The following is a 15,560-nucleotide window of genomic DNA, read 5'->3' on the forward strand; positions in this document are numbered from 1 at the left end:
TCAGCAGACCGCGCCGCCGCAAGCGGCGACGCGATGCGTTTCAAGAGGTTACGTCTGCTTCATTGTAGCCGTGGCGCCACGGCAGGCGGGCCGAACCAGGCTGTCAGCGCCTCGGCAAGCCCAAGACGGGTTCCGTCCCCTACCCAGGCCACATAGCCGTCGGGCCGGATCAACACCGCGGTCGGAGCGGCAATGGGACCAAGGACCGGAAGCTCCCACGGACCGGAATATGTGGCGTCGATCTGCTGGACCCGCTCCCCCCACGGTGTGATGTCGAAGCCGCCTGGCTGACCGAAGTTCAGCATGACCGGCCGGGCATCATGCAGCAGGGCAAAGACTCTCAGCGGGCCGTTGGCAGTGAGCAGGTCGAGGTCGGGCATCCGCCGGCCGAGCAGAGGATGCCCCTCGCCGAGATTGTAGTGAACGCCCAGACCGGACATCTCGCCGGCCATTCGTCTGCGCGGTTCGTCCATCCCGAACAGTTCGGCAACGATGTCGCCCATCGCCTTGCCGCGGTCGTCCATACGCCGAAGCGCAACCTGTGCCATCGTGTTCTGCAAGACACGGGCGGCGACCGGGTGGCGCTCAGCCTGGTAGGTATCGAGGAGGCTCTCAGGTGAGATCCGCTTGACCACCTGCGCCAGCTTCCAGCCGAGGTTGACCGCATCCTGTACGCCGATGTTGAGACCCTGCCCGCCCATCGGGGGATGGATGTGCGCGGCATCGCCCGCCAGCAGGACGCGTCTGTCACGATAGGTCGCGGCTTGCCGCGTCATGTCGGTAAATCGTGAGAGCCAAGTCGGACTGTGGACTCCATAGTCGGTCCCATAGATGGCAACCAGCGCCTCGCTGAGATCGCGAAGCGTGGGTTCTCCACCGGTCTCCAGTCGCGGTTCTGTCAGCAGGACGCCGACTGTCCCACCCTCTCCGGTCTTGCCCAAAAGCGTGGATACCGGAGTCCGTCCTCCGGAAGCCGAATGGCGGCTCCTCAGACATCTCGACCTCGGCGATCATCCAGCTCATCGTCGGATCCCATCCGGCGAATTCGATGCCGGCTGCTTTTCGGATGAGGCTTCGCCCTCCGTCACAGCCCACCAGATAATGTGTCTTCATACGTTGGCCATCGGCCAACTCGATGATGACCCGGCTGTCGTCTTGCGCCAACGCCGCGACCTCCTGTCCGCGATAGATCGGCACTTTCAACTCGTCGACCCAACCGGCCAATATGCGTTCAATGTGGTTTTGACGCAGCCCGAGCAGGCAGTTGTGCCGCGTTGGAAAGTCGCTGATGTCCAGCCGGATCATGTGGAAGCCCACGACCTGAAAGCGTTGTCCTTGCGACAAAAACCGGTCGGCGATCCCACGCTGATCCAGAACTTCGATCGTGCGTGCATGCAGGCCGCCCGCACGCAAGCCAACAAGCTCCTGGTTGGGACGCCGTTCGACAATGGCAACGTCGACACCCACCAGCGCGAGTTCAGCTGCCAGCATCAACCCTGTCGGGCCACCTCCGGCAATCACCACCGCATGATCGGTCATTACAGCCATTATCGCACTCTCCGTTCCGTACCCTTGGGTTAGGCCGACGGTTTTACGGGAGGAGCCGGGTCTTGCCGCAAGCCCCTTGTGCGCCATATGTATGAACTGGAGAGGTAGCCCTCCCTCAGAGGCCAGCCACCAACAAAGCCTCTCGCGCAATGACAGGGCGCGCCATATGGCTATCGCCGCTGATCACAGGATCCGGATTTTTCACACGCAAAAAGCAGAGTCATCCGTGCCTTGGCACGGAGCTCCGATGTTCTGTTTGGAGAAGGGGGCCGGTCGGCGTTTGGCAGCGGTACGAGGAGGCCACTATGCGCCAGCGCCGGCCGGCCGACCCCACGGACCCAGGAGATGCGGCGGACCTGAGCATCATGGGGTATTTCTAGGGATCGAGCCGGCTGACTACCCTCGTGCCGGCTTCGTCTTGGCCTGCACACTTGCGCAAGAGCTTATGAAAATCAACCATTTCTTAACCAAGGCTCGCGAATCGCTTGGATTAAGGTAAACGGGTAACCCTATCGGCTTGACTGGAAAATCGGGCCTTTGCGGGTTACGCCGCCTTGGCGACGACGCGGTTGCGGCCGCCGCTCTTGGCTTCGTAGAGAGCGAGGTCGGCACGTTTCATCAGCGCCGCCACCGTGTCCACCCCCTTCAGCACCGACGACACGCCGACACTGACGGTGACTTCGGTCGTCTTGCCGTCCGGGCCGATGGCAAAAGGCGCCTGGGCAATTTCGGCGCGAATGCGTTCGGCCACCCTTTCGGCCACCGTGCCGTCAGTGTCCGGCATGACCACGACGAACTCCTCGCCACCAAAGCGGCAGGCAAGGTCGATGCCCCGGACATTCTTGCGCAGCCGTCGCGCGAATTCCCGCAACACATCGTCGCCGCCGTCATGGCCGTGCGCGTCGTTGATCGACTTGAAACGATCGAGGTCGGTGATCATCACCGACAGCGGCCGCCGCCGCGCCACGGCGCGATCGAACAGCGTCTGCAGATGGCTGTCGAGGTAGCGGCGGTTGTGCAGTCCGGTCAGCCCGTCGGTCACCGCCATTTCGATGGTTTGGGTGACGCTGGCGCGCAGCTGGTCGTTGTAGCGCTTGCGGCGCACCTGGGTGCGCAGCCGCGCTGTCAGTTCTTGCTGGTCGATCGGCCGTATCAGATAGTCGTTGATGCCGAGCTCCAGGCCACGAATGATGCGCTCGTCCTCGCCCGCCTCCGCCAGCAGGATGATCGGAACGAAACGGGTGCGGTCGAGCGAGCGCAACTGCGAACAGAGCCGGAGCGGATCGAAATCCGCAAAGGCCGTAGAGATCATCACGCATTCGTAGGGCGTCTCGGCGGCCTGGAAGAAGCCGGCATGCGGATCGCTGGTGACGTCGACGTCGGCACGGTCGCGCAGCATCTTCTGGATGCGCTCGACCGAGGATTTGCGCTCGTCGATCAAAAGCACTTTCGGCGTCGTGTCCTCGGAGGCGAAATTGCGGCTCAGCAATTCTTCGATACCAATGTTGCGCGTCGTCGAGGCGCGCAGCCGCAACTCGTCGGTCAGCGACTTCAGCCGGACCAGGCTCTTGACGCGCGTCATCAGTTGCAGGTCGTTGACCGGTTTGGTCAGGAAATCATCGGCGCCAGCTTCGAGCCCGCGCACGCGGTCGGAAACCTGGTCGAGCGCGGTGATCATCACCACCGGAATGTGCGACGTCGCCGGGTCGCTCTTCAGCCGTCGGCAGACTTCGAACCCGTCCATGTCGGGCATCATCACGTCGAGCAGCACGACATCGACCTTGCCATTCTCGCAGGTCTCGATGGCGTCCGGCCCGTTGGTGGCGGTCAACACCTCGAAATATTCGGCCAGCAGCCGGACCTCCAGCAGCCGCACATTGGCAGGGATGTCGTCGACGACGAGGATCCGTGCAGTCATGTCACAAGGCTCCGGCTTGGCTGGAAGGGCGCATCACGCATCGCCCAGATAGGATTTGATGGTTTCGATGAAACGCGGCACCGAGATCGGCTTGGAGATATAGGCTTCGCAGCCACCCTGGCGGATGCGTTCCTCGTCGCCTTTCATCGCGAAGGCGGTCACCGCGATGACCGGGATGACGTGCAACTCGTCATCCTCCTTCAGCCATTTGGTCACCTCCAGCCCCGACACTTCAGGCAACTGGATGTCCATCAGGATGAGATCCGGCCGGTGCTTGCGCGCCAGATCGAGCGCTTCCAGGCCGTTGCGGGTGCGCACGGTCTCGTAACCGCTTGCTTCGATGAGGTCCCGAAAGAGCTTCATATTGAGCTCATTGTCCTCGACGATCATGACCTTCTTCGGCATCGATATCCCGTCCCGGCCGTCCTTCCGCTCGAAGGCAGCCGTCATGCGTCCATCTGAAAGACGCACCAAACCCTGCGTCACTCTACGGCAATATCATTGACGAAACGGAAATCCGTGGCGCAAAAAGCTGTCTGGATTCCACCTCGGGCGCCGCTCTAATGGCTTGCCGCAAGCATCTCTTGCCATTACTGCGGGAGAGACTCATTCCACACACCGAAGGTAGTGATGGCAAACGCAGCGTCAATGCGCGAGGAAGCGGAATCGATTGCGGTGAAGGCTCTGGCCTTCGTCGCCTCCGATCCGGAGCTGTTGCCGCGCTTTCTGGCAATTACGGGCATCGAGGCGCATTCGATCCGCAAGGCTGCCGGCGAACCAGGATTCCTGGCTGGCGTCCTGCAGTTCATTCTCGCCCACGAACCGACGCTGATGCGGTTTGCCGAGGAAACCGGCACGCCGCCAGCAACTGTCGGCAAGGCCTTGCGGGTGCTGCCGCTGGGCGACGACAACCATGAGCATTCCATATGAGCGATGATCCCGAGACCGCACGCCAGATCGAGGAACTGGCGGCGGACAGCCGCCCGCTGCTGGTGCTCGATGTCGACGACGTGGTGCTCGAATTCATCCGCCCGTTCCCGAATTTCCTCAAGGCGCGTGGTTTCGGCCTGACGCTGGCCTCGTTCCGGCTGACCGGCAACATCGCCGAGACGGCGAGCGGCCGCCTGATCGAACAGCCCGAAGTCACAGCACTTCTGGGCGATTTCTTTGACGCCCAAGCCGACTGGCAGAGCATCGCCGACGGTGCCGCGGATGCCCTGACGGGATTGGGCGATCGCGCCGAGATCATTCTGCTGACGGCCATGCCGCACAAGCACCGTGCCGTGCGTCGCGCCCATCTCGATGCACTCGGGCTGAGCTACCCGCTCCTGACCACTGAAATGGCCAAGGGACCAGCAGTGGCCAGGCTTCGCGGTAACAGCGGCCGGCCAGTGGTTTTCGTCGACGATCAGCCGCACAATCTGGCGTCGGTGCGGGCCTCGGTCGCCGACGCCGGTCTGTTCCATCTGATGGCCGACAATTCGCTGCGCGCATTCCTGCCGCCGGTGCCGGACGACATCATCGTCGTCCAGGACTGGCACGAAGCCGCGCCGAAGATTGCGAACGCGCTGGGGCTCTAACGCAATTCCAGGAAAAAGTTTGAAACGGTTTTCCGCCCGGAATTGCGCCAAAACAGAGAGATAGAGGCCAGCCTCAGGGATTCAGCTTCGCTCCCGCCCCGCCGCTGTCGTCCCCACTGTCGTCGCCGCTGTCATCCACACTGTCGTCCACGGCCGGATCGGCGGGCTTGACCATGACGCCGTTGACCATGACTGAACCGTCGGCCTTGGCGTTGACGACCCATTCGATGCGTCCATCGGGCAGGGTCTTGCCAAAACCCTTCACCATGAGAGCGGCAGGTACGTACTGCGCCACCTCCGGCTCCGACTTTGCCGCCGTCTGCAGGCCCTCGACGAGCTTGTCGAAGCCGGTGACGTCGACCGTCACGCTTGCCTCCGGCTTCTCGTCGGGGAAGGTCATTTCACCTTCCAGGGCGATCTCCGTATCCTTGTTCTTCACGGTGCTGTGGCCGATCACGACCTTCGGCGTCTTGGCCATGAAGTCGGCTTTGATTTGGTCGCCGAAATCAGCCGACAGCGGCGGATTCTTATTGAGATCAAAGGCTTCGATCGTCTTCTTCGCCATACTGTCGAGATCGATATTGGCGCCGCCGAAGTTCAGGTCGACATCGGTGGGCAACAGCGCCACGCTCCAACTCGGCAGAAGCTGTTGCGGCACGGTCAGCCCCGACGCCTTGATGGCATAGCTGATCTTGCCGTTCTGGGCGACGCCGTCGGACGCGAACGCAGTGCTGAGTTGCGTCGCGCCGAAATTGCCGACCGGGCTTTCCACCGTGAAATCCCTGAAACCGTAGGTTCCCTCGACATGCTCCCAAACCGGCAAGGCGGCGAGCAGAAGCGATTTGAGTTGCGCCTGGTTTGCCTTCAGCGTCGTCTCGTCTTCATTGGCCACGGCAAACGCCAGGAGATCGAGCAGCGGCTTTGTCCGCACTCCCTTGCCGCTGGCCTCGACCGACAGCTCCGGCGATTTGACGTTGACGGGGAATTTCAGCCCGCTTTCAGGGTCGTCGAAATTGATCGTCTCGACGAAATCAGACACCTTTTGCGAGGTTGTGAAATCGACACCGCCGGTCGCGGACTTGGTCGTGGCGATCGTTGCTGTGCCGGCTCCGGTGCTTGCTTCCATATGCTGTTTGGCATCCTTCGATGCCATCGTCATGCCGGCCATCGAGCTGCTGCCGCTGGTGAAGGCCGCAAGATTGGGGTCGTAGACGCCGGAACCCTTGCCGTCCTTGATCGAAAACTGCGTGCTTTGCAGACCCTCGGGCCCGTTGAACTCGAAAGAGGCGCTCTGCGAAAAATCCATCGAGACATCCCAGGATCCGTCGCTGCGCGGTTTGACCATCAAGGCATAGGGCGCAACGTCGACTTTCAGCAGCTTTTGATCGGGCAGTGATCCGGCAAGCGCCTTGAAATCAAACAAGATCTTGTAGGCATCGCCTTCCAGCGACACCTTCAGAATGCCTTTGTCGAGCGCCTGTTTGCCGACATAGCGGGCCAGGTCTTCGGACAATTGCTTCGCACCCTGACTGTCGACGGTCTGGCCGAAAGCAGGCGCGCTCAACGCAAGAAGAAAAACGAATGGCAGGGCACGGTTCACGCGAATTCTCCGTTTGACCTAATAGTGCCCAAAAGCGCGCAGCGGTTTGGGACAACGACATGCATAAAACAAAAGCCCAAAGCGCGTCGACTGAATCCGTTTCCGTGCAACGCGTCTCGGCAGGAACGCCTCGTTCGTCTGGTATGAAATTACCGCCACAACCGCAAGGTGAGATACAACGCCGCCAAGGTGCAAAACTGATTATAGCACAAGCCGCATCAACGGCCGGCCGGCCTTGCGCTCTACGAGCCGCTCGAAACCGGCCTTCTCGAACACCCGCGACGAGCCGACGAACAGGCCGATCGAACGCGAATCCCGGGACAGGTCTATCGGGCAGGCCTCGACCAACCGGGCTCCGTTGCTGCGGGCGAAATCGATACCGCCTTCGACCAGGCGATGCGTGATGCCTCTGCCGCGCGCCTTGGTGCGGATGAAGAAGCACGAGATCGCCCATACGGCCGGATCCATGGCGTCGGCGGCATCGACTGGTGCCGACCCCCTGCCCTGATTGTTCCATTCGGGCACGTCGGCGCGTGGCCCGATCTGCATCCAGCCGACCGCCTTGCCGTCTTCGAATGCCAGCAGGCCTGGCGGCGGACCGGCTTCGATGCGCGCCTTGATGTGGTCCTTGTTGCGTTCCCGGCTGCTCTCACGCCGTATCGCCGGCGCCAGCCGGAAATGCGTGCACCAGCAGCCATAACAGGCGCCCTGCTTGCCGAAGAGGTCCTCGAAATCCGCCCAGAGTTCGGGCACCAGCGGCGCTATGGTCGTGCTCATGCGTTCTCCCCAGGCCAGCCTTGTCGCAGGCCTTGCACTGTCGTACCATTGCTTCTGTTCTCTTTATGTTCGCAGCGATGGCGGCCCCTGTCAACAATCCCGATCACGGTTTTTGCCGCGACTGCCTGACGTTTCAGCGCAGCCTGACGCGCCGCTGCGAACGCTGCGGCAGCCCCCGGCTGGCGCGCCATCCGGAGCTTTACCGGCTGCATCTGGCCCATATCGATTGCGACGCCTTCTACGCGGCGATCGAAAAGCGCGACAATCCAGCACTCAAGGACAAACCGCTGATCATCGGCGGCGGCAAGCGCGGCGTCGTCTCCACCGCCTGCTACATCGCCCGCATCCAGGGCGTGCGCTCGGCAATGCCGATGTTCAAGGCGCTCGAAGCCTGTCCCGAGGCGGTCGTCATCAGCCCCAACATGGAAAAATACGTGCACGTCGGCCGCGAGGTGCGCGCCATGATGCAGGCGCTGACACCGCTGGTCGAGCCGCTCTCGATCGACGAGGCATTTCTCGACCTCGCCGGCACCGAACGTCTCCACGGCCTGCCTCCGGCAGTGGTGCTGGCGCGCTTCGCGCTTGCGGTCGAGAAGGAGATCGGCATCACCGTTTCAGCCGGCCTGTCCTACTGCAAGTTCCTCGCCAAGATAGCGTCCGATTTCCGCAAGCCGCGCGGATTCTCGGTCATCGGCGAGGCCGAGGCGGTCGGCTTCCTGGCAGCCCAGCCGGTGACGATGATCTGGGGTGTCGGCAAGGCGTTCAACGCCACGCTGGAACGCGATGGCATCCGCACCATCGGCCAGCTGCAGCAGATGGATCGTGGCGACCTGATGCGCCGCTACGGCACGATGGGCGACCGGCTCTACCGCCTTTCGCGCGGCGAGGACGTCCGCCGCGTCGATCCGGACCAGGACGCCAAGAGCGTATCGGCCGAAACCACCTTCGACACCGACATCGCTTCGCTCGATGAGCTTGTCGCGGTGCTGAGGGGGCTTTCGGAAAAGGTCTCGGCACGGCTGAAGAAATCCGGCATCGCCGGACGCACCGTGGTGCTGAAGCTCAAGACCCAGGATTTCAAGCTCCGCACGCGCAACCGCCAGCTCGGCGACCCGACCCGGCTCGCCGATCGCATCTTTCAGACCGGGGTGGAGCTCCTGCGCAAGGAGACCGACGGTACGAAATATCGGCTGCTCGGTATCGGCGTCAGCGACCTTTCGGACGACGACAAGGCCGACCCGCCCGACCTGGTAGACGTCCAGTCGCGCAAACGCGCCATGGCTGAAAGCGCCATCGATGCCCTGCGCGACAAGTTCGGCCGCAGGGCGGTGGAAACCGGCTATACGTTCGGCAAGGGCCGCGACGCCCACCCGCCCGAGCCGATCGAGGACTGACCCTGCTTGTCGGGTTTGTTGAGATTCACATCAGGCCGCGCCGAGAATGGTGGCTGCCGGGAACCGGAGCGGTGCGTACTTAACGCACCTGAGCGCCGTAAGCGCAGGATATCACCGTTGGAAGGCCGGCCTCACCTGAACATCGGCACGGTCGTCAGGTGCGCTGCAGATCGATCCTGCTCGTCACCACGCTCTTGCCGGTTTTCGGGTCGGTGTCGGTGACGGTCAGCCGCATGCCGTTCTCGCCTCGCTTCTCGACCTTCATCTGGGCCTTTCGATCACCGTTGACCGCCTTGGCCCAGCGGATGCCGAGATTGATCGCGTTGCCCGAGCGGCTGCCGTTGAGCTGTGCAGGCCCTGTACGAGAGCCGACATAGGTGCCGCTGTACTTCGCACCGCTGGATGTCAGGTCCGCGCTGATGGCGCGTGTCACCATAACCAGCCCGCGGCAATTGCCGTCCAGCGACAGCGAGGTCGACGTCGCGTTGGACTTGAACGTGCAGGACACGTTCACCGTCGGTGCCTCGGTGGTGACCTTGACGATGCCCTTGCCGGCGAAATTGCCCTGGAACGACTGAAGAAATTTCCCTTCGTCGGCATGTGCCGCGCCAGCCGCAGCCAACAGACAGCCAGCAAGCGCGAATTGCGCGAATGATCTCATCGAAGCTCTCCCTATCGATTTCGAAAAGGCAGGACGGCTCGCAAGGCAAGGCACGGCAATATCGAGACTCAACGCCCCTTGCCGTTACCAGGTTCCGCCCGCAGCATGACTGATTTGCAACATCCAGCCATTGCGACTGGCCCAGAAGAATGCAGCTTCTAGCGATTGCGGCAAAAGCCCCGGCCTGCGAGATAGCGGGCATGGTCCCTACCCCCTCCATCCCCAAGGCCGCATTCTGGATGGCGCTGTCGATCGCCTCGTTCCTGGCGATGTCGGTCGCCGGCCGCGCCACGACAGCCGAGCTCAACGTCTTCCAGGTGTTGGAACTGCGCTCGGTGATCGGCTTTTTCATCCTTCTGCCACTGGTGATGATGAGCGGCGGCTTTGCAGCCATGCGCACGCAGCGCCCCGTCGCCCATATCGCCCGCAACGTCATCCATTATACCGGCCAGGCGGCCTGGCTCTACGCGCTGACGCTGATCCCGCTGGCGGTGTTGATCTCGATCGAATTCACCACACCGATCTGGACGGCAATCCTGGCGGTGACTTTTCTTGGCGAAAGGCTCTCCCGACCCAGGCTTGCAGCGATCGTGCTGGGGCTGATCGGCGTGGTGATCATCGTCCGCCCCGGCGTCGGCGCCGTCGATCCGGGTCATCTTGTCGTGCTCGGTGCCGCCGTCTGTTTCGGCATATCGCTGGTGCTGGTCAAGTCGCTGACGCGCACGGATAGCGTCGTGCGCATCATCTTCTGGATGCTGATCATTCAGTCGGCACTCGGCCTCGTGCCGGCGCTCTATGAATGGCGCAACCCGCCGCTGGAGCTGTGGCCCTGGATCCTGCTGATCGCCTTCACTGGCATGTCATCGCATTTCTGCATGGCCCGTGCGCTTGCCTATGCCGACGCCACCGTCATTTCGCCGATGGATTTCCTGCGCGTGCCGCTATCGGCGCTGATCGGCTGGCTGCTCTATCAGGAGCAGATCGACGCCTTCACCGCCGGTGGCGCACTGCTGATTCTGATGGGCAATCTGCTCAATCTGCAGCGAAAAGCGCCACAACCGGTGAAGATCGCCGCGTCCTAGACCCTGATCCAGTCCGGGGGAGATTGAGTCTACGAGAATTTCGTGCCCTGATCCGACGTTGCCGCCTTGTAGCTGGGGCGGCGGGATGAGACGCTCCTGGAAACAGAGAGCAAGCGTGAGATGGTGCAACGATGCCTCTTGTGATCGTCGCTGTTTTACTGATGTCGACACTGGTAGCCACCGGCAAGGCGGAAGCCGAAGCGGGAACGCACCTTCTCGAGTCGGGTGGCCCTATGGCTTCCTCCTATGGCCCGACGATCGTGGCCGACTATTCCGCGTCCATGGCGCATTATCGAACAAGCCTGCGCGCGCATTCCGGGACCGGTGGCCTTGTCGGCGATTTCGTTTCCTCGCTGCGCATTCCCTGGACTTGGCGTTCCGACGACGGAAGCACGGTTCGGCGCCTGGGCAACAGCCTGTTCTTGCTCACCGAGGGCGATTGCCTGAGCCGAATGTGCCGCGAGATACCTTGCAAACAGACGGAGTGGCCCGTGTTCGACTGCCGCGATGGTCACAAGCGCAAGATGGCGGCTCCCGGCCTGACCGGCATCAGCTTCGGCGGCGTCAACTACAGCCAGATAGGTGGCCCGCAGTTCTGAGCGGATAGCATCCTTACTCCAGCGGGATGGGTCCTCCAGCCCGTCAATTGCCGTCGTCGGGTATGTTGAGGAGATGGCCGCAGGCCTTGCAGTGGACGGCGTCGGGCTCGTGCCGCTGCAGCCCGCACTGCGGACAGGGAAAGAATACCTTGTGGGGACGGAACAGCGCCTGCGCCAACCTCACGAACAGCGAAATGCCGATGATCATGGTGGCGATCGCGGTCAGCTTGCCGGCCATGCCCGGCAGGACGATGTCGCCGAAGCCTGTCGTCGTCACTGTGGCGACAGTGAAATAAAGGGCATCGATATAGTTTTCGAGCCCCGTCCCGGTGCGGAAGAAGAACGTGTAGACGAAGCCGGTGATGACGAACAGGAAGGTCAATAGGTTGATGACCGCCTGGCTCGCCTCGCGCCAGGGCCGCAGTCCGCGCATCTCGAAATGCCGCCACAGCGACCCGCTGCGCGACAGTGACCACAACCGCAGAATGCGCAGGAAGCCGAGATTGGCGAGCGCCGTCGGCATCAGCAGCGTCAAGAGGATGAAGCCATCGACCCACGATGTCGGCTGCTTCATCAGCCGAAACATGTCGTTGGACGCCAGCAGGCGGGCGGCCATGTCGGCAGCAACCAGCGCGGCCACCGCATAGTCGAGCCAGAGGAATGACGGCTTGTCCTGAAGAACCGGCGTCGCGATGAAGAAGGCAATGATAGCGAGGTCGATGACGACAGCCACCACCTGGAAGCGGAAAGCCGCCGGGGTGCGTCCGTGATAGAGCCTGCGCAGCCTGTCGCGCAGCTGCGCGGTTGTTGAGCTGTCTTCCGCCGCTTTCATGACGATCGCGCCGGCGTTCGCGACACCTGCCGCCAGCCCGCAAGAGCGGGCGTCACACCAGTTCCACTTCGACCACGCCGGGCACGGCGCGCATCGCCGAGGCGATCTGCGGCGAGATCCGGTAGCGATTGGGCAGCTCGATCTCGATTTCCCCCTCGCCATCTTCCTTGATCAACACGAAGCTGACCTGGCCTTCGCCCCTCACTGAAAGCTGGCCGGCCAGCGTGCCGATCGGCGCCGCATTGCGTACGAAAATGCGCAACGCCTTCTGGATGCGGCTTGCCTCGTCCTCCAGCGATTGCACCGAGTTGATGCGCAAATTGACGCCTTCCGGCCTGTCCTCGGCCGCAACGGTGATGACGACGGAGCGGCCGGGCTCGAGCAGGTCGCGATACTGCGCCAGTCCTTCGGAAAACAGCACGGCCTCATACTGGCCGGACGTATCGGAAAAGGCGACGACGCCCATCTTGTTGCCGGTGCGCGTCTTGCGCTCCTGCTTGGAGGTGACCGTGCCGGCCAGCCGTCCGGCGGCCGCCCCGCGCTTGACGGCCGCCGAAAACTCGGCCCAGTTTTGCACCCGCATCTTCTGCAAGGCCGCCTTGTACTCGTCGAGCGGATGGGCGGAGAGATAGAAGCCGACCACCTGGAATTCGCGGTGCAACCGATCGGCCGCAAGCCATGGATCGGTCGCCGGCAGATTGAGCGCCTGCGACTGGGCGCCGAGCGAGGCGCCGAAGATATCGTGCTGGCCGGAGACCGCGTTCTGCTGCGCTAGGGATGCCAGCCCCATCATGCGCTCGACGCCCGCCATCATCGCAGCGCGGTCGTGGCCGAAGCAATCCAGCGCGCCGGCCATGATGAGGCTTTCGAAGACGCGCTTGCCGACAATCTTGGGATCGACCCTTTCGCAGAAATCGGCGAGGTTCTTGAATGGCTTTTCGCCGCGCTGGGCAACGATATGCTCGACCGCCGCGTCGCCGACACCTTTCAGCGCGGCCAGCGAATAGTAGATACGGTTCTCGCCGACTTCAAAGGGACGAAAGCTTGATATCACCGACGGAGCCAATACCTCGATGCCAAGGCGCAGCGCGTCCTGGCGGAAATCGGCCAGCTTGTCGGTGTTGCCCATATCGAGCGTCATCGATGCCGCGAGGAACTCGACCGGATAGTGCGCCTTGAGATAGGCGGTCTGGTACGAAACCACCGCGTAGGCGGCGGCGTGCGACTTGTTGAAACCATAGTCGGCGAACTTGGCCAGCAGGTCGAAAATGAAGTCGGCTTGCGGCTTGCCGACGCCGCGTTCGACCGCGCCCGAGACGAAGCGCTCGCGCTGCTTGTCCATCTCGGCGCGGATCTTCTTGCCCATGGCGCGGCGCAGCAGATCGGCTTCGCCGAGCGAATAGCCGGCAAGCTCCTGCGCGATCTGCATCACCTGTTCCTGGTAGACGATGACGCCCTGCGTCTCCTTCACCAGGTGGTCGATCTTGGGATGGATCGACGCCATCTCCTCCTCGCCATGCTTTCTGGCGTTGTAGGTCGGTATGTTCTCCATCGGTCCCGGCCGGTACAGCGCGACCAGGGCGATGATGTCCTCGATGCAGTCGGGCCGCATGCCGATCAGCGCCTTGCGCATGCCGGCACTTTCCACCTGGAACACGCCGACCACCTCGCCGCGCGACAGCATGGCGTAGGTCTCGGGATCGTCGAGCGGGATCGTCGCCAGGTCGATCTCGATGCCGCGCCGGCGGATCAGCTTGACTGCCGTTTCGAGCACCGTCAGCGTCTTCAGGCCGAGGAAGTCGAACTTCACCAGCCCGGCCTGCTCGACATATTTCATGTTGAACTGGGTGACCGGCATGTCCGAGCGCGGATCGCGGTACATCGGCACCAGTTCCGACAGCGGCCGGTCGCCGATGACGATGCCGGCGGCGTGCGTCGAGGCGTGGCGGTAGAGGCCCTCCAGCTTCTGCGCCATATCGAGCAGCGTCTGGACGATCGGCTCCCGCTCGGCCTCTTCGGCAAAGCGCGGCTCGTTGGCGATGGCGTCGGCTAGCTTGACTGGATTGGCCGGATTCTGAGGCACCATCTTGGAAAGCTTGTCGACCTGGCCGTAGGGCATCTGCAGCACGCGGCCGACGTCGCGTAGCACGGCGCGCGCCTGCAGCGTACCGAAGGTGATGATCTGGCCGACCTGGTCGCGACCGTATTTCTGCTGGACATAGCGGATCACCTCCTCGCGGCGATCCTGGCAGAAGTCGATGTCGAAGTCGGGCATCGATACGCGGTCGGGGTTGAGGAAGCGCTCGAACAGCAGGGAGAAGCGCAGGGGATCGATGTCGGTGATGGTCGTCGAATAGGCGACCAGCGACCCGGCTCCCGATCCGCGGCCCGGCCCGACCGGGATGCCTTGCGCCTTGGCCCACTTGATGAAGTCGGCAACGATCAGGAAGTAGCCGGGGAACTTCATCTTGGTGATAATGCCAAGCTCGAAATTCAACCGCTCGCGATATTGTTCGACCGTGTAGCCTGGTGTCGGCCCGTGCGCGGCCAGCCGTGCGTCGAGCCCCTCATGCGCCTGGCGGGCAAGCTCGTCGGCTTCCGCCTGCACGGCGGCGTCATTGTCGGCGACATCGCCGCCCGTGAAGCGTGGCAGGATCGGGTTGCGGTTCTTCGGATAGTAGGAACAGCGCAGCGCGATCTCGACCGTGTTGTCGATCGCCTCCGGCAGGTCGGCGAACAGCCTGGCCATGTCGGCCTGGCTGCGCAGGAAATTGTCCGGCGACAGCCGCCGGCGATTGTCTGCGGCGACGACCGAGCCCTCGGCGATGGCGATCAGGGCGTCATGCGCGTCATAGTCGTCGCGCGCGGAGAAGAACGCCTCGTTGGTGGCGACCAGCGGCAATTCATGGGCATAGGCGAGATCGATCGAGGATTTCTCGATCACGCGATCATAACCGGAAACCCGGTCCAGTTCGACATAGAGCCGGTCGCCGAACATCGTCTTCAGGGTCAGGAGCCGTGCCTCGGCAAGATCGCGGCGATCTTCCTTGAGCGCAAAACCGACCGGGCCGCGCGGCCCGCCGCTAAGGCAGATCAGCCCGTCGCAATAGCCCTCCATCATGTCGGTGGTCAGGTGCACCGCCTCGCCCGGCGGCGTCTCGAGATAGACGCGGCTGACCAGCCTGACCAGATTGGCGTAGCCGGCCTCGGTCGCCGCGATCAGGACGACCGGCCGCATATCCGGACCTTGCCGCCTGCGGTCGCGCTGGCCATCGCTGTTCTCGCCGGAAAAGGCGACCGCGATCTGGCAGCCGATAATCGGCTGGATCCCGTCCTTCACCGCCTTCTGCGCGAATTCGAGCGCGCCGAACAGATTGTTGGTGTCGGTGACGGCAATCGCCGGGGCTTCGTCCTTGACCGCGTGGGCCACCACCTTGCCGATCTGCAAGGCGCCTTCCAGCAGCGAATAGGCCGAATGCACGCGCAGATGGACGAACGGCCGCGCAGGCGCCTCCGGCCGCGCAGCCGCTATCGCGGCTTCGCGCATCAGGGGATCGCGGGGAAGTCTG

The 15,560-nt window shown here is 62.9% G+C and carries 12 protein-coding genes and 1 pseudogene; 5 read left to right on the forward strand and 8 right to left on the reverse strand.

Annotated features, from left to right (window positions below):
* Positions 1–59: 59 nt before the first annotated feature.
* From AC1D2G_RS18920 to AC1D2G_RS18930, 3 genes and pseudogenes are all read right to left on the reverse strand, one after another.
* Positions 60–1,539: pseudogene (locus AC1D2G_RS18920) on the reverse strand (FAD-dependent monooxygenase).
* A gap of 553 nt (positions 1,540–2,092) precedes the next feature.
* Complete coding sequence (locus AC1D2G_RS18925) at positions 2,093–3,466, reverse strand: PleD family two-component system response regulator (RefSeq protein ID WP_457153577.1); 1,374 nt, start codon at positions 3,464–3,466, stop codon at positions 2,093–2,095.
* Positions 3,467–3,499: 33 nt separating this feature from the next.
* Entirely contained in the window at positions 3,500–3,871 is a 372-nt protein-coding gene (locus AC1D2G_RS18930) for a response regulator (protein ID WP_095088146.1), read from the reverse strand.
* A 225-nt stretch (positions 3,872–4,096) separates the two neighbouring features.
* On the opposite strand from AC1D2G_RS18930, the gene AC1D2G_RS18935 reads away from it, so the two are divergent.
* Both AC1D2G_RS18935 and AC1D2G_RS18940 read left to right on the forward strand, forming a co-directional pair.
* Complete coding sequence (locus AC1D2G_RS18935) at positions 4,097–4,396, forward strand: DUF3572 domain-containing protein (protein WP_477415866.1); 300 nt, start codon at positions 4,097–4,099, stop codon at positions 4,394–4,396.
* The gene (locus AC1D2G_RS18940; protein WP_477415868.1) at positions 4,393–5,046 is read left to right on the forward strand and encodes a hypothetical protein; all 654 of its coding nucleotides are present in this window, start codon (positions 4,393–4,395) and stop codon (positions 5,044–5,046) included. The genes AC1D2G_RS18935 and AC1D2G_RS18940 overlap by 4 nt, the downstream gene beginning before the upstream one ends.
* Positions 5,047–5,119: 73 nt before the next feature.
* Here AC1D2G_RS18940 and AC1D2G_RS18945 read toward each other — a convergent pair whose 3' ends face one another.
* Both AC1D2G_RS18945 and AC1D2G_RS18950 read right to left on the reverse strand, forming a co-directional pair.
* Complete coding sequence (locus tag AC1D2G_RS18945; protein ID WP_477415870.1) at positions 5,120–6,646, reverse strand: hypothetical protein; 1,527 nt, start codon at positions 6,644–6,646, stop codon at positions 5,120–5,122.
* Positions 6,647–6,847: 201 nt separating this feature from the next.
* The gene (locus AC1D2G_RS18950; protein ID WP_477227347.1) at positions 6,848–7,423 is read right to left on the reverse strand and encodes a GNAT family N-acetyltransferase; all 576 of its coding nucleotides are present in this window, start codon (positions 7,421–7,423) and stop codon (positions 6,848–6,850) included.
* 65 nt (positions 7,424–7,488) lie between these two features.
* Here AC1D2G_RS18950 and AC1D2G_RS18955 point away from each other — a divergent pair, with 65 nt between their 5' ends.
* Positions 7,489–8,817: a DNA polymerase IV gene (locus tag AC1D2G_RS18955; protein ID WP_477415872.1), complete on the forward strand. Its 1,329-nt coding sequence runs from the start codon at positions 7,489–7,491 to the stop codon at positions 8,815–8,817.
* Between the two features lie 154 nt (positions 8,818–8,971).
* On the opposite strand, the gene AC1D2G_RS18960 is transcribed toward AC1D2G_RS18955, so the two are convergent.
* A complete protein-coding gene (locus AC1D2G_RS18960; protein WP_477415874.1) occupies positions 8,972–9,478 on the reverse strand; it encodes a hypothetical protein in 507 nt (168 codons plus the stop codon).
* 200 nt (positions 9,479–9,678) lie between these two features.
* Here AC1D2G_RS18960 and AC1D2G_RS18965 point away from each other — a divergent pair, with 200 nt between their 5' ends.
* Together AC1D2G_RS18965 and AC1D2G_RS18970 are read left to right on the forward strand one after the other, a co-directional pair.
* Positions 9,679–10,560 (forward strand): DMT family transporter, encoded by an 882-nt coding sequence (locus AC1D2G_RS18965; RefSeq protein ID WP_095088135.1) that lies wholly within the window; start codon positions 9,679–9,681, stop codon positions 10,558–10,560.
* Between the two features lie 140 nt (positions 10,561–10,700).
* Complete coding sequence (locus AC1D2G_RS18970; RefSeq protein WP_457153417.1) at positions 10,701–11,159, forward strand: hypothetical protein; 459 nt, start codon at positions 10,701–10,703, stop codon at positions 11,157–11,159.
* Positions 11,160–11,202: 43 nt separating this feature from the next.
* Here AC1D2G_RS18970 and AC1D2G_RS18975 read toward each other — a convergent pair whose 3' ends face one another.
* Both AC1D2G_RS18975 and dnaE read right to left on the reverse strand, forming a co-directional pair.
* Positions 11,203–11,991, reverse strand: coding sequence for a potassium channel family protein (locus AC1D2G_RS18975; RefSeq protein ID WP_477415876.1), 789 nt, complete (start codon positions 11,989–11,991; stop codon positions 11,203–11,205).
* A 52-nt stretch (positions 11,992–12,043) separates the two neighbouring features.
* A complete protein-coding gene (gene dnaE / locus AC1D2G_RS18980; RefSeq protein ID WP_477415956.1) occupies positions 12,044–15,538 on the reverse strand; it encodes a DNA polymerase III subunit alpha in 3,495 nt (1,164 codons plus the stop codon).
* Between the last annotated feature and the right edge of the window lie 22 nt (positions 15,539–15,560).

The organism is Mesorhizobium sp. P2_C7 (assembly GCF_056404515.1).

What these genes read in the sequence shown, in the direction of transcription:
- AC1D2G_RS18965 (WP_095088135.1), top strand. Translation starts at nt 9,679, where the DNA reads ATGGTCCCTACCCCCTCCATCCCCAAGGCCGCATTCTGGATGGCGCTG.
- AC1D2G_RS18955 (WP_477415872.1), top strand. Translation starts at nt 7,489, where the DNA reads ATGTTCGCAGCGATGGCGGCCCCTGTCAACAATCCCGATCACGGTTTT.
- AC1D2G_RS18935 (WP_477415866.1), top strand. Translation starts at nt 4,097, where the DNA reads ATGGCAAACGCAGCGTCAATGCGCGAGGAAGCGGAATCGATTGCGGTG.
- AC1D2G_RS18930 (WP_095088146.1), bottom strand. Translation starts at nt 3,871, where the DNA reads ATGCCGAAGAAGGTCATGATCGTCGAGGACAATGAGCTCAATATGAAG.
- AC1D2G_RS18975 (WP_477415876.1), bottom strand. Translation starts at nt 11,991, where the DNA reads ATGAAAGCGGCGGAAGACAGCTCAACAACCGCGCAGCTGCGCGACAGG.
- AC1D2G_RS18925 (WP_457153577.1), bottom strand. Translation starts at nt 3,466, where the DNA reads ATGACTGCACGGATCCTCGTCGTCGACGACATCCCTGCCAATGTGCGG.
- dnaE (WP_477415956.1), bottom strand. Translation starts at nt 15,538, where the DNA reads ATGCGCGAAGCCGCGATAGCGGCTGCGCGGCCGGAGGCGCCTGCGCGG.
- AC1D2G_RS18940 (WP_477415868.1), top strand. Translation starts at nt 4,393, where the DNA reads ATGAGCGATGATCCCGAGACCGCACGCCAGATCGAGGAACTGGCGGCG.
- AC1D2G_RS18960 (WP_477415874.1), bottom strand. Translation starts at nt 9,478, where the DNA reads ATGAGATCATTCGCGCAATTCGCGCTTGCTGGCTGTCTGTTGGCTGCG.
- AC1D2G_RS18950 (WP_477227347.1), bottom strand. Translation starts at nt 7,423, where the DNA reads ATGAGCACGACCATAGCGCCGCTGGTGCCCGAACTCTGGGCGGATTTC.